Raw genomic sequence first — 26,454 nt, 5'->3', positions numbered from 1 at the left:
GCGGATCAGGAAAAAGACATGTCCGCGGCCACCTCCAGCGAGCGTATCCACAGCACCAGGCCGGTCACGCAGGCGCCCAGCACCAGGGCGCGCAGCCAGACGGCGAAGCCGTCCTGCGCGGGCGGCGTGCCGGCGGGCACGTCCTTGGCGTCGACCTTGCCCGTGATGATGGCGCGCACCAGGCGCTTGCGGCGCACCACCGCGTACCAGGCCACGGCCAGCAGGTGCAGCGCCACCAGGGCGATGATGACCCACTCGTTGAGCTTGTGCCAGGACGTCATGGCGCCGGAGAGGCCTTCGCTGACGTGGCCGAACAGCGGCCCCTGCGTCATGATGTCGTCGGTGGCGAACAGGCCGCTGACGGCCTGGAAACCGATGACCAGCAGCAGCGCCATGACCGACAGCGCGCCCAGCGGATTGTGGCCGGCCGGCGCGGCGGCGCCCTTGAGGTAGCGGGCCACGGCCGCGGGGCCGCGCAGGAACTGCGAAAACCGGGCGTAGCGCGGGCCGAAGAAGCCCCACAGCAGGCGGAACAGGATCAGGCCCAGGGTGGTACAGCCGAAGCGGACGTGCCAGTCCATGTACAGCCCGCCCAGCTTGACGCTGACGAAGGCGCCGACGATACAGACGACGAGCGCCCAGTGGAACAGGCGGGTAGGGAGGTCCCAGATGTGGATCGCTTGGCGGTTGTTCTGCATGTCGGGATTGCAAAGACCTGATTGCCGGAAACTTTATCACGCGCCATCCGCCCGGCCGGGCGGGCAGGGCGAGGCGCGCGGGTTCAGCGGGCGGCGCGGCGCACCGGCTCGATGCGATGCACGTGCTCGTGGCGGAAGCGGATGCGCTGGCCCGGGGCCTTTTGCGCCGCCGCGCCGCAGGGCACGACTTCGGTCGTGTAGGTGGTCATGCCGTCGATCGGCGCGTTGAAAATGACTTCCGCGCGGATGGCGGGGCCGTCGACCGGTTGCAGGTAAACGATGTCGCCGATGTGGATCGGCATGTTGTCCAGCTTGGTGTGGGCGGGACGACGGATCAGGTCCGTGGTGGTGAAGTGAGTGTTCATGGTGTCTGTTCTCTTCTTGGTTTCTAGTTATGGGAAAAGCCGGCAGCTTCATGGCCCGTAGGCCAGTCATGACACTACCGCACAATTGCTGCAGGTTTCTTGCGCATTCTCATACGCGCGCCGGTTTGCGGCGTGCGTGCGCAAGCGTGTTCCGGCGCCAGGGCGCGCCTGGTTGCAGGAATGCTGCTGGATGTGCAGGTGCCCAAGGGGGCGAGCTACTGCCAGTCTTGCTCAGGCCGCACGCCGTTTGTTTTCAAATGAAGTGGCGTGGATGGCGAGAGCGCCGCCGCGTTGCCGGTTGTCTATGCTGGGGCCTATTTCAGGCTCCATACCGATGCCATGTTGGGTAAGCATCGCCCGACGTGGCGCAGTCGTGTTCGTCGGGAGTATTTCAGGCCGCCGGTATTTCAAGCCGCCAAGACTATGTAGTGTTTATACTTCGCGTGTCTGGCGGCCAACAAAGAATACTAATCGAAGTTGGCCGATTTTGCAAGCTTTTTGTGCAAGCGCTTCAATGCGCCGAGGAATGGGCCTGGCGCTGCGCCTCGATGATCAGCCCTTCCAGCCGCGGCGACATGCGCAGCGCCACCTGTGCGCCGACCTGGCCGTCCGGCCCGGTCGCGGTTTCCAGCGCCAGCCCGATGCTTTCGTTGTCGAAGGCCTCGGGAGCCGCCTTGATTTCCACGTAGCGCGCGAGCAGTGCGTCGACCGCCTTCTGCGCATCGGCCAGGGCCTCTTCGGACAGCTGCCCGTGGCCCAGGTATTGGTTGACCACGCGCGCGAGGTCGTCCATGAAAAACAGCAGCGCGGCCGCGCCGCGGCAGTCGGGATGGGCGAAGCCCCAGGCGTTTTGAGTCATATGGCAAGTCTGCGTTACGGACAGCCCGTCCGGGCCGAAAACGCCATTTTAGAGGAGCCCGGCTTGCGGCATACTGCGAGGCCTATGATCAGACTCGCACGACCTTCCGACCTGGCCGGCCTGGCCGCCATAGAACATTCCGCCGGCCAGCGCTTTTTGGGCACCGCCATGGCCTGGGCCGCCGACGACGATCCGGTGCCGCTGGCCGAGCTGGAGCAGGCCTGCGCCGCCGGCCTGCTGTGGATCGCCGAAGGGCAGGACGGCCAGCCCGCCGGATTCGCGCTGACGCGGCCCATGGACCGCGATCTCTACCTGGCCGAAATGGCCGTGGCGCTGCCCAGCCAGGGCCGCGGGCTGGGCAGGGCGCTGCTGCAGGCGGTGCGCGCCCATGCGCGCGCCGCCGGCTATCGCTCGGTGCTGCTGACCACCGACCGCGAGCTGTCCTGGAACGCGCCTTTCTATCGCCGCAACGGTTTTTCCGAGCTGGCGCCCGGGCAATTGCCCGCGCCGCTCGCGGCGCGCCTGCGGCTGGAAGCGCAGGCCGGCTTCGATCCGGCGCGGCGCTGCGCGATGGCCTGCCCGGCGGCGGCATGATGCTTGCGGGCCGCCCTGTGTCAACACGCTTCGATGGCAACAAAATCCGCCTGCCGGCGGCGCCGGCCCGGCGCTTCGGGATAATCTGGCGGGGAGCGGCGGTCCTGTGGCCGGGCCGCTCCGCCACCGCACAACCGCATGCAAGGAGGATGCGCATGGCATGGCTGCGAGCTTGCCTGCTGGGACTGGCGACGGCATCGCTGCTGCCGCTCGCGGCCTGCGTCAACAAAGAGCCGCAGGAACGCGCGGCGTTCATCCAACTGCTGCAATCCCGCATCGACAGCGCCGCGCTGCTGCCGCTGCCCGTGCTCAGCGAACCGGAGCAGGAGGCGGTGGGCGACTACGCCGACGCCTATGAGGTGATGGGCGAATTCCAGCAGGCCATGGCCCGCGCCGCCGCGCCCATGCGCGACGTGCTGGCGCTGGAAACCCTGCGCTCGGTGGGCGAGATCGTCGAGCGCAGGCCGCGCTTCGAGGCCGCGCGCAAGACGCTGGCCGAGCAGGCCGCCAAGCTGGGGCAGGCGCGGGCCGAGGCCGACAAGGCGCGCACGGCCCTGGCGCTGCCGCCCGATCTCGCGCCCATCTACGACGGCGTCTACGACGAAGCGGTCAGCGCCCCGGCCGCCGAGCTGATCGAGGCGGCGTCGAAGATGGACGCGGTCGCGCGCGACGCGCTGGGCGTGGCCGACTTCGTGGCCGCGCACGAGGACGAATTCCAGTTCGTGGACGGCCAGACCCTGGTCACGGCGCCGACCCTGCAGCAGGAGCTGAACCTGCGCCTGCAGGGACTGAACGCGCAGTCCGAGGGCCTGGAGCGGGCCCGCGCCACCCTGGCGCAGGCGGCGGGCCTGGCGCGCGGAGAGCGCTGAAACAGGCGCTTTGTACAATGCGGGTCTCGCGGCGCTTGCCGTGCCTGGGACGGAACATGAGTCAATCTTCCAGCGTGCACTACCGAACCTTTCTGCTCCTGCTGGTAGCGGTTTCCATCGCGTTCGGGTGGTTGTTGTGGCCTTTCTACGGGGCCGTTTTCTGGGGCACCATCCTCGCCATCATTTTTGCTCCCCTGCAGCGCCGCCTGGTGCCGCGCATCGGAGGCCGGCGCAACCTCGCCGCGCTGATCACGCTGTTGCTGGTGCTGCTGCTGGTGATCCTGCCGCTGGTCGTCATCAGCGGATCGCTGGTGCGCGAAGGCGCGAATCTCTATCAAAGCATCAAGTCCGGGCAGATCAATTTCGGCGCCTACTTCCAGCAGGCCATGGCGGCGCTGCCGCCGTCGGTGCACGATTTGCTGGCCCGCTTCGACCTGGCCGACATTCCGAGCCTGCAGGAAAAACTGAGCGCCGGCGCGATGCAGGCCAGCCAGTTCCTGGCCACGCAGGCGCTGAGCATCGGACAGGACACGTTCCAGTTCGTGATCAGCTTCGGCATCATGCTGTACCTGCTGTTCTTCCTGCTGCGCGACGGCCCGCAGCTCTCGGCGCGGCTCAAGCGCGCCATGCCGCTGAGCGACGTGCACAAGCAGCACCTGTTCCGCAAGTTCACCACCGTCGTGCGCGCCACCGTCAAGGGCAATGTCGCGGTCGCCGCGGTTCAGGGGGCGCTGGGCGGCATCATCTTCTCGATCCTGTCGATCCAGGGCGCGCTGCTCTGGGGCGTCATCATGGGATTTCTGTCGCTGCTGCCAGCGGTGGGCGCCGGCCTGATCTGGGCGCCGGTGGCGCTGTACTTCCTGCTGACCGGCGCCACGCTCAAGGGCGTCGCGCTGATCCTGTTCGGCGTGCTGGTCATCGGCATGGTGGACAACGTGCTGCGTCCCATTCTGGTGGGCAAGGACACCAAGATGCCGGACTACGTGGTGCTGATCTCCACGCTGGGCGGCATGGCCTTGTTCGGCTTGAACGGCTTCGTGATCGGCCCGCTGATCGCGGCCCTGTTCATGGCCAGCTGGGACCTGTTCGCGCCCTTGCCCGAGAGCGCGCCCGGCATCGCCGACCAACGCCCGCCCGCCAGGAAATAGGCGCGCGGTGTATGGTGTAGTGGCGCCCGGCCTTTAGGGGGCCGGGCATTTCGTGTGGACTTCGCCTATCAGGAGCGTGTTGCATATGGAATGGAAACTGCATCGGTCCGGCTGGATCGAAGAGCGCAACTTCGATATTGAATTCGCCGAGGTGCCGGAGGGCTTTCGCACCCGCGTGCGCGTCTTCGGCTTTCCCACGCTGGAAGACACCAAGCACGTGTTTCCCAACGAGGCGCTGGCGGAAAAGGGCGCCTTGACCCTGCTCAAGAGCCAGTTCGCCGGCACACCCGACCTGGAAGAGCCGTAGCGCCGGGCGGTTGCCTCCCGTGGTCCGGCGAGCGCTTTCGGGGTAAATTGGGGACACGAAAGTTTTAGCCACACTATCGCCGCGTATTTTGTTGCGAATTGTGTGGCAGCTGGCGGACCCCGCGGGAGGCGCATGAGTGCAATGGTGTCGGTGCAATCGCAGCAGCGCAAGCCGCGCCGCTACTCCATGCGGACCGGCTTGCTGGCGCTGGTCGTGGCCTGTATTTCGCCGGCGCTGATCGTGGCGTCGATCGCCGTCTACGAAAGCTACGTCATCCAGAAAGAACGGATTTTCCGCGACACCATATTCCTGGCGCGCAATCTCACCGCCATTCTCGACCGTGAATTGACCGGCGTCGAAGCCGGGCTGCGCATGCTGGCGTCGTCCCCCGACGCGGTGGCGGGCAATCTGCAGGGCCTCTACGAGCGCGCCCGCGAAGCGGTGGGCTTCCATATCGCCGAACACTACGTGCTGTCGGACCGCGACGGCCGCCAGCTCATCAACACCCTGGTGCCTTACGGCGAAGCGCTGCCCACGTCCAGTACCTCCCCGGAACTGGCGCGCGTGTTCCAGACCGGCGCGCCGGTGCTCACGGGACTGTTCACCGGCGGCGTCAGCCGCGCTCCGTCCATCGCGCTGGGCGCGCCGGTGATGCGCGGCGGGCAGGTGGTCTACACCCTGAGCGCGGGCATTCCACCCGAGCGCATCGGCCAGGTGCTGAGCCGGCGCGCCTTGCCGGACGGCTGGATCGCGGTGGTGCTGGACGGCTCGGGCACCATCGTCGCGCGCACGCGCGACTCGGCCAGGCTCGTCGGCCAGAAGGCCGTGCCCACGCTGACCCGCGCCGCCCTGCAGGAAAGCGAGGGCTCGCTGGAAACGGTCACGAGAGAGGGCGTGCCCGTCTATACGGCCTTCAGCCGCTCGTCGCTGTCGGGCTGGACCGTCGCCGCCGGCGCGCCCATGTCCCTGGTCACGACCGACCTGTACCGTTCCATCGCCTGGATCGCCCTGGGCACCCTGGCCGCCTTCGGCCTGGGCCTGTGGCTGGCGTTGCGGCTGGCCAACCGGCTGACCTCTTCGGTGCAGGGCCTGGTCGCGCCGGCGCTGGCGCTGGGCACCGGCCGCGCGGTGGAGCTGCCGGGCACGCGCGTCAAGGAAGTGGCGGAGGTGGGCGGCGCCATGCTGCAGGCCTCGCGCATGCTGGCGCACGCGCAGCGCCTGGCGCACTACGATCCGCTGACCGGCCTGTGCAACCGGGTTCTGTTCAGCGAACTGGTGCAGCGCGAACTGGCGGTGGCGCAGCGCAGCGGCGACTCCTTCGCCATCCTGGCGATCGACCTGGACGGCTTCAAGGCCGTCAACGACATGCACGGCCACGCCGCCGGCGACGAGGTCCTGCGGGACGTGGCCGAGCGCATGGTCGAGGCGGTGCGGGTCTCGGACGTGGCGGCCCGCCTTGGCGGCGACGAATTCGCGGTGCTGCTGCTGGGGGTCACCGGGGACAACGCGCGGCTGGTCGCCGAAGCGCTGGTCGAGCGCCTGTCGCAGCCTTACCCGGACATCCAGCCGACCGTGTCGGCCAGCGTGGGCGTGGCCATGTTCCCGCAGTCCGGCGCGGAGCTGCAGCAGCTCATGGAGCGCGCCGACGTGGCGCTCTACAAGGCCAAGGGGCTGGGCAAGCGGCGGGTGGTGCTGGATGGCTGACGCCACCCGGGCGTTGCCCGCCCGGCGTTTTCGCTACACTGCGCGGTTCGACGCCGCGCGCGACGCGGCGCACCATCGGAAGCGGAAATGCAATTCACCATCGGCAGGAACATGGCCACGACTTCGGGTTTGCTGGCGGTGCTGCTGTGGGGCACGGTCGTCGGCCTGATCCGCAGCGTCAGCGAAAACTTCGGCCCCGTCGGCGGGGCGGCGCTGATCTATACGGCGGGCTCCATTTTCCTGGTGCTTTTGCTGGGCTTTCCCAGGCTGCGCGCGTTCCCCCGTTCCTATCTCATCGTCGGCAGCCTGCTCTTCGTCGCCTACGAGATCTGCCTTTCGCTCTCGCTGGGCTACGCCGCCGACCGCGCGCAGGCGATCGAACTGGGCATCGTCAACTACCTGTGGCCCTGCTTCACGGTGGTGCTGGCCATGCTCATCAACGGCCAGCGCGCCAGCGCCTGGGTGGCGCCCGGCATCCTGCTGTCGCTGGGCGGCATCGTCTGGGTCGTCGGCGGCTCGGGCGGGCTGTCCTGGGAACGCACCGTGGCCAACGTCTCCAGCAATCCCCTGAGCTACGGGCTGGCGTTCAGCGGCGCCGTCATCTGGGCCTTGTATTGCAACGTGACGCGCCGCTACGCCGGCGGCAAGAACGGCGTCGCGCTGTTTTTCATGCTGACCGCGGCGGCCCTGTGGACCAAATACCTGCTGGGCGCGGAGCCCGCGCTGGCGTTCACGTGGCCCGCCACGCTGGAGCTTGGCGTGACCGGCGGGGCCATGGCGGCCGGCTACGCGCTGTGGAACGTGGGCATACTCAAGGGCAACCTGACCTTGCTCGCCACCGCCTCGTATTTCACGCCGGTGTTCTCCACCTTTTTCGCCGCCGTGTGGCTGTCGACGCGCCTGGGCGCGCCGTTCTGGCAAGGGGTGGCCATGGTCACCGCCGGGTCGCTGATCTGCTGGGCGGCGACGCGCAACAGGCCGGCCCGGGGCGTGTAGCCCCAGGCCGGGCCGTCATGTCGAAGAAGAATCGCTCGGTCAGAGCACGGATTGCGCGACCGCGTATCCCAGCGGGATCAGCAGCAGCGAAGCGAACAGGGAACTGACGATCGCCGCCGATATTTTCAGCAAGGGCTCGGGCCCTGCGGTTTGAATCGTTTGAATCACCAACGCGACGATACCCATAACCATCAAACAGCTGATAACCACTGCTACGTGAGTCATGTTGTCTCCGTCCTCGCCTGATTAAAGGGATTCGGCGCCGCTGAGCGGTCTAGATGTTTGTATTGATTGTGCGCCTGTATTCGGGCGGCGGGCCCTAGGGTTTTCCTGACGGCGCGCGCGGTTTGTGGCGTATTAGCCGCGCACCCTGCAGCATGAAATCCATGTGCGCATGCAGCATTCGGGACGGCGTTCAAAGCGGCGATGCGCCGCCGGTTTGCGCTACGATGGCGGCATCGAATCCCATCAAGAGGCCGCCATATGCCGCAGAAATTGCGTCCGGGCACGCGCGCCACATTGCAGGTCAGGCAGCTGATGCCGGGCGAATTCGCCTGGATCATCACCTTGTTCGACCCGGAAAGCGGCAATGTGCGCAGCACCAATTATTCCGAAAAGCGCTACGGCAGCCAGGACGAGGCGTCGGCCGCGGGCAAGGCCGCGGTGGTGGAATTCCTGGGCAGCGATCCGCAAAGCCCCGAGCCGGGCAAGGACGGCCGCTCCAGGTCCTGAACCGGCCCGCCTCATTCTTCTTCTTTTCCAAGCCCTCGCCAGAGGGCTTTTTGCTGCCCGCGCGGGCACGCGGATTGCTGGAGGGCGCGTGCGCATCCTGCGCCGATCGAGGAGATTCCGCCATGTCCCAGTCCATGCATAGAGAACCCGGCCAGCCCGACGATCTGCCGCCGGACGATCCCACGATACCCGGCAGCCTGCCGCCCGATGGCTCCGTGCCGCCGCCCGACCACCCCGGCGAGGAAGTCCCGCCGGACCCGCGCCGGCCCGACCCCAGCGACCCGCGCACGATAGACCTGGCCTGAGCGCCGCATCCCGCGCTATGCGCAATCCAAGCAAGGAGGCTTACTCATGCGATCGATCCTGTTGTGGCTGCTGGGCGTGCCCATCCCCATCATCATCCTGCTCGCGCTTTTCTGGCATTGACCTACGCCGCAGCCTACCCGCAATGAACGAGGAATAGTCCATGGAAAACGCATCGATGTTGAACCAACCCTATACCGGCGGCGCGCTGCCACGGGAATCCGCGGCCTCCGCGGTCTCGTGGGCGGCCGTGTTCGCCGGCGCGGTCATCGCGGCCGCGCTGTCGCTGGCCCTGTTCGCCGGCGGCGCCGGCCTGGGCTTTCTCTCGGTCTCCCCATGGGGAGACGAGGGCCTCTCGGCGCCCGCGGCCGGCATCGGCGTCATCGCCTGGATGCTGTTCACGCAGATCGTCGCCTACGGCATCGCCGGCTATGTCACCGGCCGCCTGCGCACCAAATGGGCCGACGTGCACACCGATGAGATCTACTTCCGCGACACCGCGCACGGCTTTCTGGTGTGGGCGCTGAGCGCCGTCGTCAGCGCCGCGCTGGTGGGAGCCTCCATCGTCTCGCTGGCCACGGGCGTGGCCAAGACCGGCGCCTCGATGGCGGGCGCCGGCGCCACGGTCGCCGCGTCGGCGGCGGGCGGCGCCGCGGCATCGGGCGCGGGCTCGGGCGGCATGGCGCAGACCGGCGATTACCTGGCCGACCTGCTGCTGCGCGCCGAACGGCCCGACGCCACAGGCGACCGCGCCAGCGCGCGCGCCGAAGTCGGGCGCATCGTGGCCGTCAGCCTGGCGCGCGGCGACATGACGCCGGCGGACCGCGACTACGTAGCGAAAGTGGTGGCGGCGCAGGCCGGCATCGAGCCGGACGCGGCGCAGCGCCGCGTCGAACAGGCGATCCAGGATGCCCGCAAAACGGCCGACGAAGCCAAGCAGAAGGCCAAGGAGGCCGCGGACGCCGCGCGCAAGGCGGCCGCCGCATTGGCGCTGTGGGGCTTCGCCTCGATGCTGATCGGCGCCTTCGTGGCAAGCCTGGCGGCGACCTGGGGCGGACGGCGCCGGGACCTGCCTTAGTCTGGTTTTTCTCGCCGCTCAAACAGCGTATGCCGCGGGCTGGGCAGGCCCGTGGCCGCCAATTTCGGCCCGATGTGTATTTCGCCGCGAGATGGTAGAAATCGGATTCGTATCCGCAAGCGCAGGCGAAGGGGGGATTGGTTGAGAAAGCCGAGAATCACGCTGCTACTGCTTATCGTCGCGCTGGGGGTGCTGACGGCGATGATCGCGTTCGTCAACGCCCTGGCCGCGGCCCAGATCGTCCAGAAGGAGCAATTGATCGCCCGGTCCCTCGAGGCCAACCGGGCGTATGCCGCCAAGCTCGCCGCCACCGTGGACCTGTACATCGGGTCCGTGCAGCGGCAGCTGGAGGTCAGCGCCAGCCGTCTGCCGGCGCTGCTGTCCTCGCCCCAAGCCCTGGCCGCCGAGGCCGCCAGGGTCGCCCGGCAGTCCGACGGCGTGGTCGCGGCTTTCGTCGCCGACCGCGACAACAGAGTCATCGCATTCGAATCGCTGGCGCCCGAACTCACCCAGAAGCCGGCGATGCTGAGCCGTGTCGAAATCGACCAGCGCGAAGTCGCCGGCCATGTCTCGGCCGTCTATTTGTCCGCCGACGGCTTTCCGATAGTCCTATTTTCACAACCGATCCGCGACGCCGAGGGCAGCTATCTGGGCCTGCTCGGCGCGGTGATCTTCCTGCAGCAGGACAACGAACTCGACCGCCTGGTCAGCGTCCATTTCCACCACGACGGCTCCAACGTCTATGTCGTCGATTCCGGCGGCAAGGTCCTGGTGCACCAGGACAAATCCCTGATCGGAACGAACGAAAGCGGCAACGTGGTGGTCGATGCGCTCGGGCGGGGCGAGGCCGGCGCGGTGGCCGTCACTGGCACGCGCGGCAAGCGTTACTTCGCCGGCTACGCGCCCATGCGCAGCGGCAAGTGGGGCGTGGTGGTGCAGACCCCGGAAGCGGTTACGCTGGAGCCGCAGCGCGACCTGCTGCGCCGCGCGCTGCTGTATTCCGTGCCGGCCGCGGCGCTGACGCTGCTGCTGATCTACGTGCTGGCCCGCGGCATCGCGCACCCGCTGTCCCAATTGGCCCAGGCCATGCGGCGCGACGACGACGGCAGGGACGAGAAGCCCTTGCGCGGCCTGCGGCCGTGGTACTACGAGGCGCAGCAGCTGCGCGAAGCCGTATGCGTGACGCTGGCGCAGCACCGGCGCCGGATCACCCAGCTCAACACCGAAACGCACACCGATCCCATGACCCGCCTCATGAACCGGCGCGGCATGGAAGGCGCGATCGAACGGCTGATGGCCTCGCATCAGCCGTTCTCGGTGCTGGCCCTGGACATCGACCGCTTCAAGCGCGTCAACGACACCTACGGCCATGCCGCCGGCGACAAGGTGCTGATGGCGCTGGCCGACCTGCTGCGCGCCGTCATCCGCGCGGGCGACCTGCCGTGCCGCATCGGCGGCGAGGAATTCCTGGTGCTGATGCCGGCAGGCAACCCCCGCGTCGCGCAACTGGTGGCCGCACGCATCCGCGCAGCCGTCGCCAACACCCATATGCCGGACGGCGTGGGCTGCATCACCATCTCCATCGGCGTCGCCCGCTGGCCCGACGACAACGAAGACGTCTGCGAAGTCCTGAAATTCGCCGACCAGGCGCTGTACGCGGCCAAGAAAGCGGGGGGCGACAGGGTGGTGGTGTATCCGTTCTAGGCAGGGAGCGATATGTCCCGCTTGCGGCGCAGGCAGGTGGGCTCAGGCCGCGATTTTCGGTAAGTTGCTTCTGGAAAGCGTTTGCCGGTCAGGCAATCCCGATAGGGATCCCGCCATGATGAAGCTGGTTCGCGAAGGCAGGTACGACTGACTATGCCGGCCGAGGTATGGCTCTGCTTGGAGAATCGAAGGGCTTCTGGATAAACACAGGGGCCCTTGTTCCATTCCTGGTGCAAGAGGCGCAAAACAAAAGGCCCGCAATCGCTTGCGGGCCTTGAAATTCTTGGTGGCGCATCCCTGATTCGAACAGGGGACCTGCGGATTATGATTTCTAAAAAACCGGGGTTTAGCGATACTTCATGAGATGGTGAGAGACTAAAAAATTTTATTGAAATCAATTAGTTATTGACCTGTTTTGTTTTTTGAGGTCTCATTGAGTGGCACTCTATCTTCGGATTTTTCGGACACAGTTCGGACGCGAAAGACCTTGACCGAGCCCCCGGCATCGTTGGCGTCCGGCCCCGACCGGAACGTTAGCCATGCCACTTCTGACCTACCGCGCCATCGAGTCTCACAAGCCCAAGGCAACCCCGTACAAGATCACAATTGATCGCGGCATACAGTTACGCATCGCCCCGGACGGCCTGCGTACCGTCCTTGTCCGCTACACGGTCAAAGGCACTAAGGGAGAGCAGCAGTACACCCTGCCCCAGGAGTACGGGGATGCGCCGGGCCAGATCAAGCTGGCCGACGCCTGCGCCGAAGGTCAGCGCATCCGCGCCTTGGCGCGTTCAGGGATTGACTGGCCGGCCGAAGAAGCTGCCCGGCTGCAGGCCGAAGCTGAAGCCAACCAACGGGCCTCCGTCGATGCGCTGACTCTTGAGGAAGGTGTCAAAGAGTACGTCGAGAGAAAGCGCCGGACCAAGGACGGCCTGCCGCTCAAGGCGCGCACCAAGTCGGAGTACCTGGACATGGTGACGCCTGGCAAGGTTGGCAAGAACGGCAGAAAATTCGCCGATGGTGAACTGATGCCCCTGGCGCACACGGTCATGGCAAAAATTACAGCCAAAGCTATATGGGCCACCTACAACGATCTGTCGAAACGCTCGAAGCGCCGGGCGGACTACGCCATGCAGGTTCTGCGCGCGGTGCTACGCTGGCATGGCGTTCAGATTCCCAATAGCCCGCTAAGCCAGACTACCGCTGGGCGCGATCGCATTGCCATTGCCCCGCCGCGTGGTGACCCTACACCGATTCCAGCCGAAAAACTCGGCGCCTGGTGGCGAGCGGCCTGCGCCTGCCCGCGCCGTGTCGCGGCGAATTACTACCGCTTCCAACTGCTCACGGGCTGCCGGGGCGTTGAGATCCACGGCGAGAAGAAGTACGACTATGAGCCCATCAAAGTCGGCGACGTGAACCTTGAAGCGGGCAGCATCCTGCTGATCGACACCAAGAACCGCAGCAACCACCGGCTGTTGCTGTCGCGCCAGGCCCTGGCGATCGTCAAGGAAGCCTGCGAAGGCCGCGAACCCGATAAGCCGCTGTTCCCCATCGTCGATGCCCGTAAGACGTTGGCGTGGATTAACAAACAGGCGGGCACGGCCGTCCAGGGGCATGATCTGCGCGCCACCTTCACGACTATCGCCGAAGAACTGGTCTCGGGCGGGGTGCTCAAGCGGATGGTCAACCACGCCGCCAACAACGACGTGACGTTGGGCCACTACGTCGGTAAGGGCGAGGCGCAATTGCGGGCCGGCTGGCAGACCGTGGCCGACTTCGTCGAAAGCGCGGCCGCACAGACGGACCGTCCTTCGGCGCCGGTCGATGCGCCCTTGCCGGATGAGTCCGAGGATGCGCCAACCAAAGTGCTTGAACCCCATGAACTGGAAGGAGCTATTGCGTGAAATACGATTTTGTAGTAACTTTTTTGTATGTTGGCGCGGTTTGAATGGGACGCCGCAAAGGCGGCGACGAATCTGCGTAAACATGGTGTGAGCTTCGAGGTCGCAGTACGGGCGTTTGCCGACCCATTCGCGTTGACCGGGCCGGAGCGTGTCGAGCATGGCGAGCAGCGCTGGCAGACGCTCGGTATGGTGGATGGATATCTCCTGCTTCTGGTGGCTCATACCGTTCTTGAACTGAAGGCGGACAACCAAGTCATCGAGGTTATCCGCATCATCTCGGCTAGGCCGGCCGACAGGAAAGAAAGGCGACGTTATGAGCAAGAAATCCGTTAAGCATGAGGTGGATTTGGCGAAGCTGCCTCCCCTGAGCGACAAGCAAAAAGCCGAACTGGCCGCGCTGGCGGCACGTACCGATGGAGATGTCGATTACAGCGATATCCCTCCGCTGACAGAAGAGTTCTGGAAGAACGCCGAGCGTGGCAAGTTCTATAAACCGACCAAGACTTCGACCACCGTACGAATCGACTCGGATGTCCTGGCTTGGCTGCGATCGCAGGGCAAGGGCTATCAATCCCGCATCAATGCGATTCTGCGACGGGAAATGCTGTCTTCGATAAAGTAGTAGCGTCTCTTTGGATGATGGAAGTTTTATAATGGCGAAGTCCTCAGCCATGTGCTATGGAGATTGTCATGTCCACGAAAGCCCCCAAGGGCACCAAACCTATCGCGGCAAAAGGCACGGGCAAGCGCGCTGGTGTTAAAGCCGGCACGCTGATTTCCGTCGCAGGTGGGGCAATGAAAGTTGGTTCTGCTCCTGCCAAGTCAAAAAACGTACCTTCAAAAGGCAATTGGAGCCCGCTGTCAGATATTGTTCGTCAGATCAAGCAGAATCCTTCGCTCGGCGAGAAGATTGCCAAAGACGCTGGCATTACCACCAAGGCGGGTCGGCTTACCAAAACCTACGCTGGCTAACCTCGCATGACGGCCGAGAATAGACACTCACGCTCCTTGGTGCTGGGTTTTCACGGGTGTGATGAAGCGCTCGGACGTCGGTTGATTTCGGGTGACATCCCGCACCTCACCCCAAGCAAAAATCCCTACGATTGGATTGGCGACGGCATCTATTTTTTTGAGAATGACCCGGAGCGTGCCTTGCACTTCGCAACGACGGCGGCTGAGCATCCTGAGCGTCAGTTGACAAGAGGACGTATCGAATCCCCCTTCGTGATTGGCGCTGTTATCGATTTGCGCAACTGTCTGGACTTGTCTCATCAGCAAGGAATTCGAGAAGCCAGTGAAGCGCTTGAGGGGTTGCGCGTCTCTCGTCAAGGTAGAGAGCTGCCCAAAAACAAGAAAGCCAATGACGACGATGACGATTACATCGTGCGCAACCTTGACCGGGCCATTATCAATTATCTGCACTCATTACGCCGCCTGGCCAAACTTGTGCCTTACGACACCGTGCGCAGTCCGTTTGCTCAAGGACAACCGCTTGCGGACACGTCATTTTTTCGACAATATTCTCATGTCCAGATTGCAGTGCGAAATGCAGATTGCATCCTCGGTTATTTTCTGCCCCAAACCCCTATGAAGTCGCCATTTCAAGGACTTGAGAGTTAGGGGCGTGGGTAGGTGATATTGTTAACGACCATAGGGACTAAAAAATGGACAATTATCACGTCACCAAGGATGGCGACAAGTGGAAACTCACCAAACAAGGGAACGAACGTGCTTCAAAAGTCGCCGAGACCAAGCAGGAGATCTTGAAGGCGACCAGGGACTACATGCAAGATAAGGTCGGGTCCGTCAAGATTCATAAGGCAGGCGGAGGGATTCAAGAAGAACGAACCTACCCACGCGCTGCCGACCCAAAGAAGACACGAGGCTGATACTTCGATATGGAGTTGCTTTCGGGATATGGGCGGTCTTGCTAAACTCCTGCAATTTAAGTTTAATCCGCTCACAGGTCTTCCGGTAGCGCCCAGAGCTTCTCAAGATCCACGTCGTCACTGCTGGGCCGGTGCTCCTTCAGGAGTGGATCAATCCTTAGGATCATGGGTAGGTCGAATGCCGTCCCTGTGACCACGCAGCAGCCTTTGGCTAGGGTCGGAATGAGATTTTTGGAGCTGGAGTCCAAGGTGCTGATGGTGTTGTCCAGCAACATCAGGTCGCGCTCGTTCACCAGCCGGTGAATGAAAAAGTTATGGATCTGGGAAACGATGGTGGGCGAAATGTCAGCCGGCCGCTGACTGGAGAGCGTCAGGTAAACGCCGTACTTGCGCCCTTCCTTGATGATCTCTTCGAAGAGTTCCAGCCGATAGTCCTTCCAGATTTCATGCTCACGGGTAGACTGCTCTGACAGGATGTTATGAGCCTCATCAATGATAAGGTGGAGGGTTCTGCTTGGGGGACTCTTTAGATTCTCCAAGTCCTTGTGGTTCGTGTAGAAGTTCTTGGCGATTAGCAGCGGCAAGATTTTCTTGATCTCGTTCTTGCACTTCTTCAAAGAGATGACATGCAATAGATGTTGTCCCGGCTGCTCATCTATGATTTCAAGGACATTGCGAAGAGCAGTAATGGATGATTTGGCTCTGGCAAGCACTGGTTGGATGTGTTCGTATTGAGCATAGCCTAGTACCACGTCTGAACACAATTGCAGGTAGCACCTTAAAATCAGCTCGGTAAACTGATCAAGATCATCCACATCCACGTGATTGTCTAGCTGAATCACACCGGGTTTTGAGGAGGCTTCATTTCTTGAGAGAATGGAGCCATGAGCAAGAACAACAAGTTTTCCCCTGAGGTACGTGAACGCGCGGTGCGCCTGGTCCAGGAGCATCGTGATGAGTACCGGTCGCTGTGGGCGGCTGTCGAGTCTATTGCACCGAAGATCGGCTGCACACCGACGACCCTACTGGATTGGATTAAGCGATCGGAAGTCAACAACGGGACCCGCCCCGGCGTAACGACAGAAGAGCGCGAACGTCTCAAGGCGTTAGAGAAGGAGAACCGCGAATTGCGCCGAGCCAACGAGATTCTGAAGTCGGCGAGCGCTTTTTTCGCCCAGGCGGCGCTCGACCGCGAACTGAAGAAGTAAACGCCTATCTCGATCAACACCGGGATCGATACGGGGTCGAGCCGATCTGCAAGGTGTTGCAGGTCGCCCCGTCAGCCTACAGGCGCTACGCCGCCCGGTGTCGGCAGCCGCAGCTGCGTAGTCAGCGCGCCCAGAAGGACGAACAACTGCGCCCTCAGATCTATAGGGTCTGGGAGCAGAACTTTCGCGTCTACGGTGCTCGGAAGGTCTGGAAGCAGATGAATCGCGAGAGCATTCGCGTGGCACGATGTACGGTCGAACGCCTGATGGGCGACCTGGGCATTGAAGGGGTGCGTCGTGGCAAGCGGGTTCGCACGACGGTGCCCGATAGCGCAGCGGCTTGCCCGCAAGATCTGGTCCGACGCCAATTCGAGGCGGACCGTCCGAACCGGCTCTGGGTAGCGGATTTCACCTACGTTTCCACTTGGCAAGGATGGCTGTATGTGGCCTTTATTATCGACGCTTATGCCAAACGGATTGTCGGCTGGCGCGCCTCCAGCAGCATGACGACGGACTTCGTTTTGGATGCGCTTGAGCAAGCTGTGTACGACCGTCGCCCCAGTCAGGCAGACGGCCTTATTCATCATTCGGATCGCGGGTCGCAATACGTGTCCATTCGCTATTCCGAGCGCCTGGGTGAAGCCGGCATCAATCCGTCTGTCGGCAACACTGGAAGTGCATACGACAACGCGCTGGCCGAGACGATCAATGGTCTCTACAAAACGGAAGTGATTCACCGCAGGACACCCTGGAAAACCAAGGCCGCTGTGGAGCTCGCCACGTTGGAATGGGTGTCTTGGTTCAACCACCAACGCTTGCTAGGATCGATCGGCGACATCCCGCCGGCCGAGGCCGAAGCGCGTTACTATCGACAACTTGCAGCACCGGCTGCGGAACCTGTTTTACTTTAATCAAACAGCCTCCGCGATTCCCGGTGTGATTCAAGCAGTGGCTTCATGAAAGTTTCAAAGCTGCCGCTATCAGAATCATAGTAGTGGCCTTCGGAAGCTCGGAAATACTTGTTCCTTCCGTTATAAGTAATACCTCTAAGATGCTCCTGCAATTCCTCGCAACCTATGATTCTAGCGATCTCTCGGGCAAGTTCTAGGGCATCAGGTTTGGGCTCGCTTGCGCTGAAGGCTTTCTCAAAGGTCTTTTCGATGTAACGCTCAAGTGGCACATCCTTGAACCTGTCTTTTCCAGTCACCACTCTCCTCAAAAATGGCTGCTGTGTATTGGTGGTTGAATCGCCCCGGGTTTCCTAGACACCCAGTTGCCTCACAATTGAGGCGATATGGAGGTGTGTATGGAAGGCAAGGCATCGCGGCAGCGATTCTCAGAAGAGTTCAAGGTGCAGGCTGTAAAGCAAGTCACCGAGCGGGGGCACAAGGTCAGCGACGTAGCGACACGATTGGGCGTGAGCACGCACAGCCTGTATGCGTGGCTCAAGCGGTATTCGGGTAGCCCTGAACAGCGTGCACAGCAAGATGGCCAGAGCGCAGAGGTCCGTCGGCTTAAGGCTGAGCTTAAGCGGGTGAGCGAGGAGCGCGACATCCTAAAAAAGGCCGCCGCGTACTTTGCCAAGCAGTCCGGGTGAAGTACGCGTTTATCAAGGCCCATGAAGAGCAACACGCTGTGCGTCGCCTGTGCGCAGTTTTGGGGGTGCATCCCAGCGGCTATTACGCCTGGAAGGTGCAGCCTGTGAGTGCGCGTGGGGTACAGGATAAGCGCGTCAGCGCGCTCATAGAGCAATGCTGGGAAGACAGTGGCCGGATCTACGGCTACCGTAAGATCAGCAGTGACCTGAACGATATGGGAGAGCTGTGTGGCAAGCACCGCGTGGCCCGTTTGATGCGTCAGGCTGGCTTGCGATCGCACACCGGATACGGTCGTCGTCCAGGAGGCCGAGGCACGCGTCCCAGCGTTGTTGCCCCGAATCATCTACAACGCCAATTCCGGGTCGATGCCCCCAACCAGGTCTGGGTGACGGACATCACCTACATCCGAACACACGAAGGCTGGCTCTATCTTGCCGCCGTATTGGATCTGTTCTCGCGGCAGATCGTGGGTTGGTCAATGGGCGACCGGATGACCCGAGAACTCGCCATCAACGCATTGCTGGCTGCGGTCTGGCGTCGCAAACCAGAGGCGGAAGTGCTCGTGCACTCAGATCAAGGAAGCCAGTTCAGTAGTCATGACTGGCAAGACTTCCTGAAGGCCCATCGGTTACGCCCCAGCATGAGCAGGCGAGGAAACTGAATCACACCGGGAATCGCGGAGGCTGTTTGATTAAAGTAAAACAGGTTCCGCAGCCGGTGCTGCAAGTTGTCGATAGTAACGCGCTTCGGCCTCGGCCGGCGGGATGTCGCCGATCGATCCTAGCAAGCGTTGGTGGTTGAACCAAGACACCCATTCCAACGTGGCGAGCTCCACAGCGGCCTTGGTTTTCCAGGGTGTCCTGCGGTGAATCACTTCCGTTTTGTAGAGACCATTGATCGTCTCGGCCAGCGCGTTGTCGTATGCACTTCCAGTGTTGCCGACAGACGGATTGATGCCGGCTTCACCCAGGCGCTCGGAATAGCGAATGGACACGTATTGCGACCCGCGATCCGAATGATGAATAAGGCCGTCTGCCTGACTGGGGCGACGGTCGTACACAGCTTGCTCAAGCGCATCCAAAACGAAGTCCGTCGTCATGCTGCTGGAGGCGCGCCAGCCGACAATCCGTTTGGCATAAGCGTCGATAATAAAGGCCACATACAGCCATCCTTGCCAAGTGGAAACGTAGGTGAAATCCGCTACCCAGAGCCGGTTCGGACGGTCCGCCTCGAATTGGCGTCGGACCAGATCTTGCGGGCAAGCCGCTGCGCTATCGGGCACCGTCGTGCGAACCCGCTTGCCACGACGCACCCCTTCAATGCCCAGGTCGCCCATCAGGCGTTCGACCGTACATCGTGCCACGCGAATGCTCTCGCGATTCATCTGCTTCCAGACCTTCCGAGCACCGTAGACGCGAAAGTTCTGCTCCCAGACCCTATAGATCTGAGGGCGCAGTTGTTCGTCCTTCTGGGCGCGCTGACTACGCAGCTGCGGCTGCCGACACCGGGCGGCGTAGCGCCTGTAGGCTGACGGGGCGACCTGCAACACCTTGCAGATCGGCTCGACCCCGTATCGATCCCGGTGTTGATCGAGATAGGCGTTTACTTCTTCAGTTCGCGGTCGAGCGCCGCCTGGGCGAAAAAAGCGCTCGCCGACTTCAGAATCTCGTTGGCTCGGCGCAATTCGCGGTTCTCCTTCTCTAACGCCTTGAGACGTTCGCGCTCTTCTGTCGTTACGCCGGGGCGGGTCCCGTTGTTGACTTCCGATCGCTTAATCCAATCCAGTAGGGTCGTCGGTGTGCAGCCGATCTTCGGTGCAATAGACTCGACAGCCGCCCACAGCGACCGGTACTCATCACGATGCTCCTGGACCAGGCGCACCGCGCGTTCACGTACCTCAGGGGAAAACTTGTTGTTCTTGCTCATGGCTCCATTCTCTCAAGAAATGAAGCCTCCTCAAAACCCGGTGTGATTCAAACTGCCATGACAACGCCGTTGCCGAGAGCTTCTTCCAGTTGCTCAAACGTGAAAGGATCCGGCGCAAGATCTATTCCACCCGCGATCAGGCTCGCGCCGATGTGTTTGACTATATCGAGTTGTTCTATAACCCACGACGGCGCCACAGCTATATCGGTCAGGTTTCTCCGGTAGAGTTCGAACGACGCTACTTTTTGATGAACGGGACTGTCTAAGAAACCCGGGGCGATTCATCCAGCTTTCTTTCGTCCAGAAACTCGCCTTCAACAAGGCAGACAATGTCTATGAAGCCTCGCTGGATGGAGACATGCTCTCTGAGTGAAACACCCCTGTACTTCACACCTCCATAGAAGATGGTTTCTTGGCTGGAGTCTTCAAAAATGCGAAGGGAGATGCGCACCCCGCTGACTGCGATGACTTCGCCTACGATGATGCTCATAGGGCCTCCTCGTCTTCAGCCGGTGGCACGTATTCTTCCGCTTTGAGAGAGAACACATATCTGTTGAAGTTCGTGAAATTCATCTTCACGCCATCAGGCGGCCCAATGACCTTGACGTTCTTCCAAAGTTTGAACTCTTCCCGCATGCTGGTCGCGCTGCCATCGCTGTAGCAACAAATGAAGGTTTGAAGTTGCGGGTTGGAAAGTGAGCGTTGGACAAGCCTCAGGATGTGCTCATCGGCAAATGAAAAGCCGAATGTGATGAGTATGGAGTTTGGCTTCTCAAGCTCGTAGCTTAATAGCCTGAGCATCTGATAGTAGTGCTCTTCAAAGACGGTCTCGTGAAACTTCCACTTGGTAGGATTCACGATGGGAAGCTTATTGTAATCGTCCCAGAAAGTGCCCATCTGTTTTTTGCTGAAGGCCAACGTGGGGATATCTTCGGTCTTGTTGTCCTTGCTGCTAAGGAAAGCTGAATAGCTTTCTAGCTTGCCGATGGTATGTTTGGTCAAAATATTCTTGAAGTCATTGCGGTACTTGACTTCAATCTTTTCACCGTTCTTGGTCCAGTAGACAGAGCCGTGAAGGTGGATGATGTTGATCTGTGGAATGCCGTAATTGCTGCGTTCAAATATCCCCGTTTGACATTGGAATGTGTTGAAGTTTTTGGGGTGCAAATGCTTCCTGTGAAAGCCTGAGGTGCCATCATTTACCACAAAATCATGTGAACCCTTCATCAGGATACTGTCGGCCGTGTGAGCCAAGCATCCATCATAGTTGGTGGTAAAGATGTTGATCTTGCGATTGAGATCTTTCCTTCGGTCTAGTAGACCCAAAAGCGTCGTCAAGAAAATTTCATAATTCTCAAGATTTGCTTTTCCCTCATCTGACACGACTACATTGGCATTGAATGTCTGTACAGGGAATATGCACGTGTTGTAGTAGTGCATGAACAAGGCTGTCCGCTTCTCAGGAAGATTTTCAAACTTAGTGGCAAGTGTCTCAATCGTTTCCCCGTTCCCCTTGGCGTCCTTAATGGCGAGTGCAAGCGTCGGAAACAAGTCTGCTGAAGCTCCTGAGCCGATCAATATGTTGATGTTTTTGTTGTATGTATCCAGTGGCTCAATCGGTTCAAACATTCTTGATCCTCTCATTAACTTCGCAAAAGAAGGCGTCCAGCCTGGTAATTGGCCGCTCCATCCCAGATTTTCATAACGACGGCTCATGGCTATAAGCGGCCAATCTATACAAAAAGATAATAAGCGAAATATTTGTTTGCGTCTCCGCTTCGCGGACCGCGCTGCTCCACGTTCGCTATCCGCTCATCCCTGACGGGACTGGCTGTCGCCAGCCTTGCGCATCCCTGACGCCTACGGCCCGGCTTCCAGATCCGGGCCTGCGCGCTTCGCTTGCCGTGCGGTCCAGCACACAAGGGCCGGCCTGCCATGTCCAGCCGTCTTTCCTGACCTCATCACCTTGTCCGCGACTGTAGCCCGTGGCCGCGGGCCGTCAAGGCGCGCCAGGCCGTGTCCTCGCTGCGCTGCGGGCCGCACCAACCTGGCGCTTGTTTCCTTGACGGCTCCGCGTCCGTGGGCTCCTGACCGTCGCGGGCGACGAACTCAGGAAAGACGGTGGCAACAGGGCCGACCGGGTTCCTCGTGCCAACCGCACAGAACAGCCACAACGGCTGGGCTCCGAATCTTGGAATCCGGTGTGCGGTGAACAGCAAACCCTTTCTTTGTCAGGAGAAATGCCATGCAACTCGCATCCCGTTTCGCGCACCATGCCCCGACCCTGCGCAGCGACTACCCCCTGTCCGATGACCAGATTCACCGCGTGGCCCCGTCCATCTTCGCGGACGCGCCGCATGAGAGCCGTTCGCAGCGGTACAGCTACATCCCCACCGCCGCCGTGCTGGCGGAACTGCGCAAGGAAGGGTTTCAGCCCTTCATGGTGGCGCAAACCCGCGTACGCCACGAAGACCGGCGCGACTACACCAAGCACATGATTCGCCTGCGCCATGCCAGCCAGATCAACGGCGCGGAAGCCAACGAAATCATCCTGTTGAACTCGCACGATGGCACCAGCAGCTATCAGATGCTGGCCGGCATGTTCCGTTTCGTGTGCAGCAATGGCCTGGTATGCGGCGACACCGTGGCCGATGTGCGCGTACCGCATAAAGGCGATGTGGCCGGGCAAGTGATCGAAGGCGCATACGAAGTCCTGCGCGGCTTTGAGCGCGTAAAGGAAAACCGCGATGCCATGCGCGCCGTCACGCTCGACGAAGGCGAAGCCGAAGTATTCGCCCGCGCCGCGCTGGCCTTGAAGTACGACGACCCCAACAAGCCCGCGCCCATCACCGAATCGCAAATCCTGATGCCGCGCCGCTTCGATGACCGCCGCCCCGACCTGTGGAGCGTGTTCAACCGCACCCAGGAAAACCTGACCAAAGGCAATTTGCCGGGACGCAGCGCCAACGGACGCCGCCAGCGCACCCGCCCCGTGCAGGGCATTGATGCCGATGTGCGCCTGAATCGCGCCCTGTGGCTGCTGGCCGATGGCATGCGCCAGTTGAAAGCCTGAACCCTTGCTGCCCCGGCAAGGGCAGGCAGCGGCCCTTGCCGGTTCTTCCTGTGCTGCATCCCCGAACCCATAGGAGTCATCACCATGAACGCCATTACCCAACCCGAAGCCCGCGCCGTCCACGCCCCGACGCTGGAAGCCGCCGACCCGACCAAGAACCTGATTCTGGTTCCCCTGTCGCGGCTGGTGTCGCGCCCAACTGGCCGCAACGTGCGCAAGACCCCGCGCCTGTCCATCCCCGAACTGGCCGCAAGCATTCAGCGTGTCGGCCTGCTGCAAAACCTCATCGTTACCGCGATTGATGACGGCGAGCATTACGAAGTTGTCGCCGGTGGCCGTCGCCTCGCCGCCCTCAAGCTGCTGGCGAAAAAGCGCCGCATCAGCAAGGAATGGGAAGTGCCTTGCCTGCTCGTGGCCGATGGCACCGCCCGCACGGCCAGCCTCACCGAGAACGTGCAGCGCGAAGCCATGCACCCGGCAGACCAGTTCGAGGCATTCGCCGCGCTGGTGGCCGAAGGCCGACCCATCGAGGACATTGCAGCGGATTTTTCCGTCACGCCGCTGGTGGTGCAGCGCCGCCTGAAGCTGGCGAACGTGTCGCCGCGCCTGATGGCCGACTATCGTGCCGATGCCGTCACGCTCGATCAGTTGATGGCCCTTGCCATCACCGACGACCACGCCGCACAGGAACACGCTTTCTATGATGCACCGACATGGCAGCGGCACCCGTCCCACTTGCGCGAACGCCTCACCGAGCGCGAGATTGACGCCTACCGGCATCCGCTGGTGCGCTTCGTCGGCCTGGACACCTACGAAGCCGCAGGCGGCGGCATCCGCCGCGACCTGTTCGCGGAAGGTGACGCGGGCGTGTATCTGACCGATGCCGCGCTGCTGGAACGACTGGCGCAAGACAAGCTGGCAGGCATCGCCGCCGAGGTGAAGGCCGAAGGCTGGGCATGGGTGGATGCCACGCCCGCCGTGACGCATGCCGACCTGCACGCTTTTCAACGCGCCCCGCAGCAACGCCGTGAACCCACCAAGCGCGAAGCCGCCCGCATCGAGAAGCTGCAAGCCAAGCTGCACCAACTGGCCGAAGCCGTGGATGCCGCGCTGGATGCCGACGACGAGGAAAAGGCCGACGCCTTGCAAGAGGAAGGCGAAGCCCTGGGCGAACAATTGCAGGCCATCGAGGACGGTTTGCAGGAGTACAGCCCGAACGTGAAGGCCGCAGCCGGTGCCATCGTCACCATCGAGCGCAGCGGCGAAGCCGTGATTCATCGCGGCCTGATGCGCGAAGCCGAAGCCCGCGCGCTGCGCACGCTGGAGCGCTTGCGGCAGGGTTTCGGCAGCGAAGGCGACGCCGCGAATGACGACGAAGGCGAGGAAGCCGCCGGCGCACGCAAGACCGCCGCCATGTCCGACCGGCTGGCGCAGCGCTTGAGCGCCCACCGCACGGCGGCGCTGCAAATCGAAGTGGCCCGCCATCCGCAAGTTGCGCTGGCTGCCGTGGTGCATGGCATGGTGCAGACGGTCTTGCAGGAAAGCCACTACGGGCATGACCTGCCGCTCTGCGTGAGCCTGAAGGTGCAAGACCGCCTTCACAGCCTGGCCCCGGACATACCCGAGTCGCCCGCCGCCGTCGCGCTGCGCGAACTGCAACAGGCATGGGCTGGCAAGCTGCCCGAGGACAGCGCCGACCTGTTCGCCGCGCTGCTGGCGATGGAGCAAGGCGAACTGGTCAAGCTGCTGGCCGTGTGCGTTGCGCCCGCCCTGGACATGGTGACGCCCCGCGCCACGCCTGAGCAACCCGGCGCGGAACTGGCGCAGGCCGTCGGGCTGGACATGGCCGCATGGTGGCAGCCGACCGCCGAAAGCTACTTCAAGCACGTGTCCAAGGCCGTGATCTTGGATGCCGTTGGCCAGTACGCGCCGGCGCACGTCAACCGGCTGGCGAAACTGAAGAAGGCCGACATTGCCAGCGAAGCCGAAAGGCTGGCCAGCGGCACCGGCTGGATGCCCGCCATCTTCCGTGCCGAAGACCTGCGGCAGCAGGCCGAGCAGATCGCGCAGGACACGGCGACCGAGACTAACGCCCAAGCGCCGGAGGATGCCGACGCCGTGGCCGATGAACCGGCTCCGCCGCTGGCTGCCTGACCTTGCACCGATAGGCGTCCCGGTTTCGGCCGGGACGCCGGGCGCAGCGGATACAAAATCAGCACCGCGCCCAGGCCATGCCCGGCCTGGGCGCGGTGACGGAAAAAATCCGGGCGCGGCAGTGGCCGCGCCCGGTGTCCAAACCCAAGCGAGATGGCCCCGGCGAGCAGGTCTCGCCTGGGTCATTGCCAAGCGCCCGCTGTTTCCGGCCTTGCTGGGCCGTCAACGGCGGGCGGTCTTTTAAACCCCGACGGCGGGCCTGCCCATCGAGGCCCAACCCCGCAGCGTGGCCGCCTGGGCCGCTAGCTGCGCGGCGGCTCGGGCGCTGCGGCAAACCGCTTGCCCACCGCACCCATCACACACCAGATGATGATGGCCTGCACCGCGCAGGCCATCATCATGACACCCCACAGCGGCGCGCCTGCCCAGGCCGGTACGCCGGCCGCGTGGGCCGAGAGGGCCCACAGCGCATACAACACACCGGCGATACCGCCCATGCCCAGAAAGGCCGCGCGCCGCTCCGATGGCGTGAAGTACCGGTCGTTCCTGCGGCCGAACCATAGACACGCGGCCGACACCGAGACCATGAGTACGGCGATGCCGATGCCGGAGTTGCTGGCAACGCCCAGCGCGGCCAGCGCCGCCGACGCCAGGAACAGCCCGGCTGCGTGGATCAGGCCGAAGCGTACAAGACAGCCCAATACGGACATGGCGCGGATTTCCCTCGAAGTCAGATCGTTATTTATTCGGGCCGCTGGACGAACGCGGCGCTGTGCAGGATGTTGGCACGCGGATGCGCGCGCAGGCAACCGCTACGCAGACCCCGCAATACGGACGATCGGCACGCCCGGCCAGCCAGGCACGTGGGCGAACACTACGCTGGACTGCGCCCACGCAGGTTGGCGAAAGCCACCGCATCTTCGACGCTGGCACCGACGGCGTGCCGCGGGCGACACGTCGAGACCGAAGGGCCGAGGCGGGCGCACCTGCCACGCCGCACCAGCACATTGACCGCGCTGACGCGCCAGGGCCTTGCCGCAGATATCGGAGGGAGCGAGACCTTGCCATGCGACAGCGAACCGTACCGCAGCCTCCCGTCACGGCGATGAACGCGCACGCCAAGGCGCTCCTTGGCACCGGTGGCGTCCGTCCCATTGCGGCCTTGTTTTGTGAATCCTGGCTCCGGCACGGCGGCCCGGGGCCGCCTCGGGCTGGTGCGGCGCAACCGTCCGGCACAACGATTTTCCCCTGCGCGTGCCGCGCATTCCTCGCGGCGACAAAATCGCCGTGCCTGCCGGTCGTCCACGCTGTTCCCGCCCCTTGCGGGGTGCGCCGCGCCCGGCCT

At 62.8% G+C, this 26,454-nt stretch carries 29 protein-coding genes, 2 pseudogenes and 2 other annotated features; of the genes and pseudogenes, 21 read left to right on the top strand and 10 right to left on the bottom strand.

From position 1 onward, the window contains the following. Positions 1-5 precede the first annotated feature (5 nt). The 3 genes from AC1IQ6_RS19575 to AC1IQ6_RS19565 form a co-directional block, all read right to left on the bottom strand. Positions 6-698 carry a cytochrome b/b6 domain-containing protein gene (locus AC1IQ6_RS19575; protein WP_485865194.1) on the bottom strand — a complete coding sequence of 231 codons (693 nt, stop codon included), beginning with the start codon at positions 696-698 and terminating at the stop codon, positions 6-8. 83 nt (positions 699-781) lie between these two features. After that, entirely contained in the window at positions 782-1,063 is a 282-nt protein-coding gene (locus tag AC1IQ6_RS19570; RefSeq protein ID WP_102774715.1) for a hypothetical protein, read from the bottom strand. A gap of 511 nt (positions 1,064-1,574) precedes the next feature. Then, on the bottom strand, positions 1,575-1,922 hold the full coding sequence (locus AC1IQ6_RS19565) for a hypothetical protein (protein WP_111827032.1): 348 nt from the start codon (positions 1,920-1,922) through the stop codon (positions 1,575-1,577). Between the two features lie 84 nt (positions 1,923-2,006). On the opposite strand from AC1IQ6_RS19565, the gene AC1IQ6_RS19560 reads away from it, so the two are divergent. From AC1IQ6_RS19560 to yddG, 6 genes are all read left to right on the top strand, one after another. Next, on the top strand, positions 2,007-2,516 hold the full coding sequence (locus AC1IQ6_RS19560; RefSeq protein WP_485865193.1) for a GNAT family N-acetyltransferase: 510 nt from the start codon (positions 2,007-2,009) through the stop codon (positions 2,514-2,516). Between the two features lie 155 nt (positions 2,517-2,671). Next, positions 2,672-3,385 (top strand): DUF3053 family protein, encoded by a 714-nt coding sequence (locus AC1IQ6_RS19555; RefSeq protein WP_485865192.1) that lies wholly within the window; start codon positions 2,672-2,674, stop codon positions 3,383-3,385. Positions 3,386-3,441: 56 nt separating this feature from the next. After that, positions 3,442-4,533 carry an AI-2E family transporter gene (locus AC1IQ6_RS19550; RefSeq protein ID WP_111827034.1) on the top strand — a complete coding sequence of 364 codons (1,092 nt, stop codon included), beginning with the start codon at positions 3,442-3,444 and terminating at the stop codon, positions 4,531-4,533. 85 nt (positions 4,534-4,618) lie between these two features. Next, positions 4,619-4,840: a hypothetical protein gene (locus AC1IQ6_RS19545; protein WP_102774711.1), complete on the top strand. Its 222-nt coding sequence runs from the start codon at positions 4,619-4,621 to the stop codon at positions 4,838-4,840. A gap of 141 nt (positions 4,841-4,981) precedes the next feature. Next, positions 4,982-6,544, top strand: a complete 1,563-nt coding sequence (locus tag AC1IQ6_RS19540; RefSeq protein ID WP_485866588.1) for a diguanylate cyclase — start codon at positions 4,982-4,984, stop codon at positions 6,542-6,544. An 87-nt stretch (positions 6,545-6,631) separates the two neighbouring features. Further along, positions 6,632-7,540 carry an aromatic amino acid DMT transporter YddG gene (gene yddG, locus AC1IQ6_RS19535; protein WP_485865191.1) on the top strand — a complete coding sequence of 303 codons (909 nt, stop codon included), beginning with the start codon at positions 6,632-6,634 and terminating at the stop codon, positions 7,538-7,540. A gap of 39 nt (positions 7,541-7,579) precedes the next feature. Here yddG and AC1IQ6_RS19530 read toward each other — a convergent pair whose 3' ends face one another. After that, a complete protein-coding gene (locus tag AC1IQ6_RS19530; RefSeq protein WP_102774709.1) occupies positions 7,580-7,765 on the bottom strand; it encodes a hypothetical protein in 186 nt (61 codons plus the stop codon). A 258-nt stretch (positions 7,766-8,023) separates the two neighbouring features. Here AC1IQ6_RS19530 and AC1IQ6_RS19525 point away from each other — a divergent pair, with 258 nt between their 5' ends. From AC1IQ6_RS19525 to AC1IQ6_RS19480, 10 genes are all read left to right on the top strand, one after another. Beyond that, positions 8,024-8,272, top strand: coding sequence for a hypothetical protein (locus tag AC1IQ6_RS19525; protein WP_479730236.1), 249 nt, complete (start codon positions 8,024-8,026; stop codon positions 8,270-8,272). 134 nt (positions 8,273-8,406) lie between these two features. Next, the gene (locus AC1IQ6_RS19520; RefSeq protein WP_485865190.1) at positions 8,407-8,577 is read left to right on the top strand and encodes a hypothetical protein; all 171 of its coding nucleotides are present in this window, start codon (positions 8,407-8,409) and stop codon (positions 8,575-8,577) included. Positions 8,578-8,738: 161 nt separating this feature from the next. After that, positions 8,739-9,653 (top strand): hypothetical protein, encoded by a 915-nt coding sequence (locus AC1IQ6_RS19515; RefSeq protein WP_479730234.1) that lies wholly within the window; start codon positions 8,739-8,741, stop codon positions 9,651-9,653. 141 nt (positions 9,654-9,794) lie between these two features. Continuing rightward, on the top strand, positions 9,795-11,357 hold the full coding sequence (locus AC1IQ6_RS19510) for a diguanylate cyclase domain-containing protein (RefSeq protein ID WP_485865189.1): 1,563 nt from the start codon (positions 9,795-9,797) through the stop codon (positions 11,355-11,357). A gap of 539 nt (positions 11,358-11,896) precedes the next feature. Further along, complete coding sequence (locus AC1IQ6_RS19505) at positions 11,897-13,261, top strand: tyrosine-type recombinase/integrase (RefSeq protein WP_241117031.1); 1,365 nt, start codon at positions 11,897-11,899, stop codon at positions 13,259-13,261. A 27-nt stretch (positions 13,262-13,288) separates the two neighbouring features. Then, the gene (locus tag AC1IQ6_RS19500; protein ID WP_241117032.1) at positions 13,289-13,594 is read left to right on the top strand and encodes a BrnT family toxin; all 306 of its coding nucleotides are present in this window, start codon (positions 13,289-13,291) and stop codon (positions 13,592-13,594) included. Then, positions 13,575-13,883: a BrnA antitoxin family protein gene (locus tag AC1IQ6_RS19495; protein WP_241117033.1), complete on the top strand. Its 309-nt coding sequence runs from the start codon at positions 13,575-13,577 to the stop codon at positions 13,881-13,883. Before AC1IQ6_RS19500 ends, AC1IQ6_RS19495 begins: the two co-directional genes overlap by 20 nt. 68 nt (positions 13,884-13,951) lie before the next feature. After that, the gene (locus tag AC1IQ6_RS19490; RefSeq protein ID WP_241117034.1) at positions 13,952-14,233 is read left to right on the top strand and encodes a hypothetical protein; all 282 of its coding nucleotides are present in this window, start codon (positions 13,952-13,954) and stop codon (positions 14,231-14,233) included. Positions 14,234-14,239: 6 nt separating this feature from the next. Then, on the top strand, positions 14,240-14,881 hold the full coding sequence (locus AC1IQ6_RS19485) for a hypothetical protein (RefSeq protein WP_241117035.1): 642 nt from the start codon (positions 14,240-14,242) through the stop codon (positions 14,879-14,881). Positions 14,882-14,925: 44 nt separating this feature from the next. Beyond that, the gene (locus AC1IQ6_RS19480; protein WP_241117036.1) at positions 14,926-15,150 is read left to right on the top strand and encodes a DUF2188 domain-containing protein; all 225 of its coding nucleotides are present in this window, start codon (positions 14,926-14,928) and stop codon (positions 15,148-15,150) included. Positions 15,151-15,221: 71 nt separating this feature from the next. On the opposite strand, the gene AC1IQ6_RS19475 is transcribed toward AC1IQ6_RS19480, so the two are convergent. Continuing rightward, positions 15,222-15,992, bottom strand: coding sequence for an ATP-binding protein (locus tag AC1IQ6_RS19475; protein WP_485865188.1), 771 nt, complete (start codon positions 15,990-15,992; stop codon positions 15,222-15,224). A 42-nt stretch (positions 15,993-16,034) separates the two neighbouring features. Here AC1IQ6_RS19475 and AC1IQ6_RS19470 point away from each other — a divergent pair. Continuing rightward, a protein-coding gene (locus AC1IQ6_RS19470) for an IS3 family transposase (protein ID WP_485864893.1) occupies positions 16,035-17,269 on the top strand; the annotation gives its coding sequence in 2 pieces (ribosomal slippage) (positions 16,035-16,314 and positions 16,314-17,269; 1,236 coding nt in all). Beyond that, positions 16,313-16,429, top strand: a sequence feature (AL1L pseudoknot). (Overlaps the previous gene by 117 nt.) Here AC1IQ6_RS19470 and AC1IQ6_RS19465 read toward each other — a convergent pair. Further along, entirely contained in the window at positions 17,266-17,565 is a 300-nt protein-coding gene (locus AC1IQ6_RS19465) for a hypothetical protein (RefSeq protein WP_485865187.1), read from the bottom strand. The genes AC1IQ6_RS19470 and AC1IQ6_RS19465 overlap by 4 nt on opposite strands. A gap of 99 nt (positions 17,566-17,664) precedes the next feature. On the opposite strand from AC1IQ6_RS19465, the pseudogene AC1IQ6_RS19460 reads away from it, so the two are divergent. Then, positions 17,665-18,614: pseudogene (locus AC1IQ6_RS19460) on the top strand (IS3 family transposase); the annotation flags it as partial. Positions 18,615-18,647: 33 nt separating this feature from the next. On the opposite strand, the gene AC1IQ6_RS19455 reads toward AC1IQ6_RS19460, so the two are convergent. Next, positions 18,648-19,882 (bottom strand): IS3 family transposase gene (locus tag AC1IQ6_RS19455; RefSeq protein ID WP_485864893.1). Its coding sequence is split into 2 segments (ribosomal slippage): positions 18,648-19,603 and positions 19,603-19,882, totalling 1,236 coding nucleotides; the frame shifts between segments, so codons are not numbered across the junction. Then, positions 19,488-19,604, bottom strand: a sequence feature (AL1L pseudoknot). (Overlaps the previous gene by 117 nt.) Before the next feature lie 50 nt (positions 19,883-19,932). Here AC1IQ6_RS19455 and AC1IQ6_RS19450 point away from each other — a divergent pair. Next, positions 19,933-20,148, top strand: a pseudogene (locus tag AC1IQ6_RS19450) (IS3 family transposase); the annotation flags it as partial. On the opposite strand, the gene AC1IQ6_RS19445 reads toward AC1IQ6_RS19450, so the two are convergent. Next, positions 20,145-20,372 (bottom strand): hypothetical protein, encoded by a 228-nt coding sequence (locus tag AC1IQ6_RS19445; protein WP_485865186.1) that lies wholly within the window; start codon positions 20,370-20,372, stop codon positions 20,145-20,147. The pseudogene AC1IQ6_RS19450 and the gene AC1IQ6_RS19445 overlap by 4 nt on opposite strands. Further along, complete coding sequence (locus AC1IQ6_RS19440) at positions 20,369-21,598, bottom strand: SIR2 family protein (protein WP_241117038.1); 1,230 nt, start codon at positions 21,596-21,598, stop codon at positions 20,369-20,371. The genes AC1IQ6_RS19445 and AC1IQ6_RS19440 overlap by 4 nt, the downstream gene beginning before the upstream one ends. Before the next feature lie 529 nt (positions 21,599-22,127). Between AC1IQ6_RS19440 and AC1IQ6_RS19435 the strand changes: the two genes are divergently transcribed. Both AC1IQ6_RS19435 and AC1IQ6_RS19430 read left to right on the top strand, forming a co-directional pair. Beyond that, a complete protein-coding gene (locus AC1IQ6_RS19435) occupies positions 22,128-22,955 on the top strand; it encodes a DUF932 domain-containing protein (protein WP_241117039.1) in 828 nt (275 codons plus the stop codon). Positions 22,956-23,039: 84 nt separating this feature from the next. Further along, positions 23,040-25,109: a ParB/RepB/Spo0J family partition protein gene (locus tag AC1IQ6_RS19430; protein WP_241118525.1), complete on the top strand. Its 2,070-nt coding sequence runs from the start codon at positions 23,040-23,042 to the stop codon at positions 25,107-25,109. Positions 25,110-25,411: 302 nt separating this feature from the next. Here the strand turns inward: AC1IQ6_RS19430 and AC1IQ6_RS19425 are convergent, their stop codons facing one another. Further along, on the bottom strand, positions 25,412-25,819 hold the full coding sequence (locus AC1IQ6_RS19425) for a hypothetical protein (protein WP_241117097.1): 408 nt from the start codon (positions 25,817-25,819) through the stop codon (positions 25,412-25,414). Positions 25,820-26,454 lie beyond the last annotated feature (635 nt).

Source organism: Achromobacter sp. MUI-25009338 (assembly GCF_057359325.1).
Note: the sequence above shows the minus strand (reverse complement) of the source record. Positions and strands in the feature narration are given on the sequence as shown.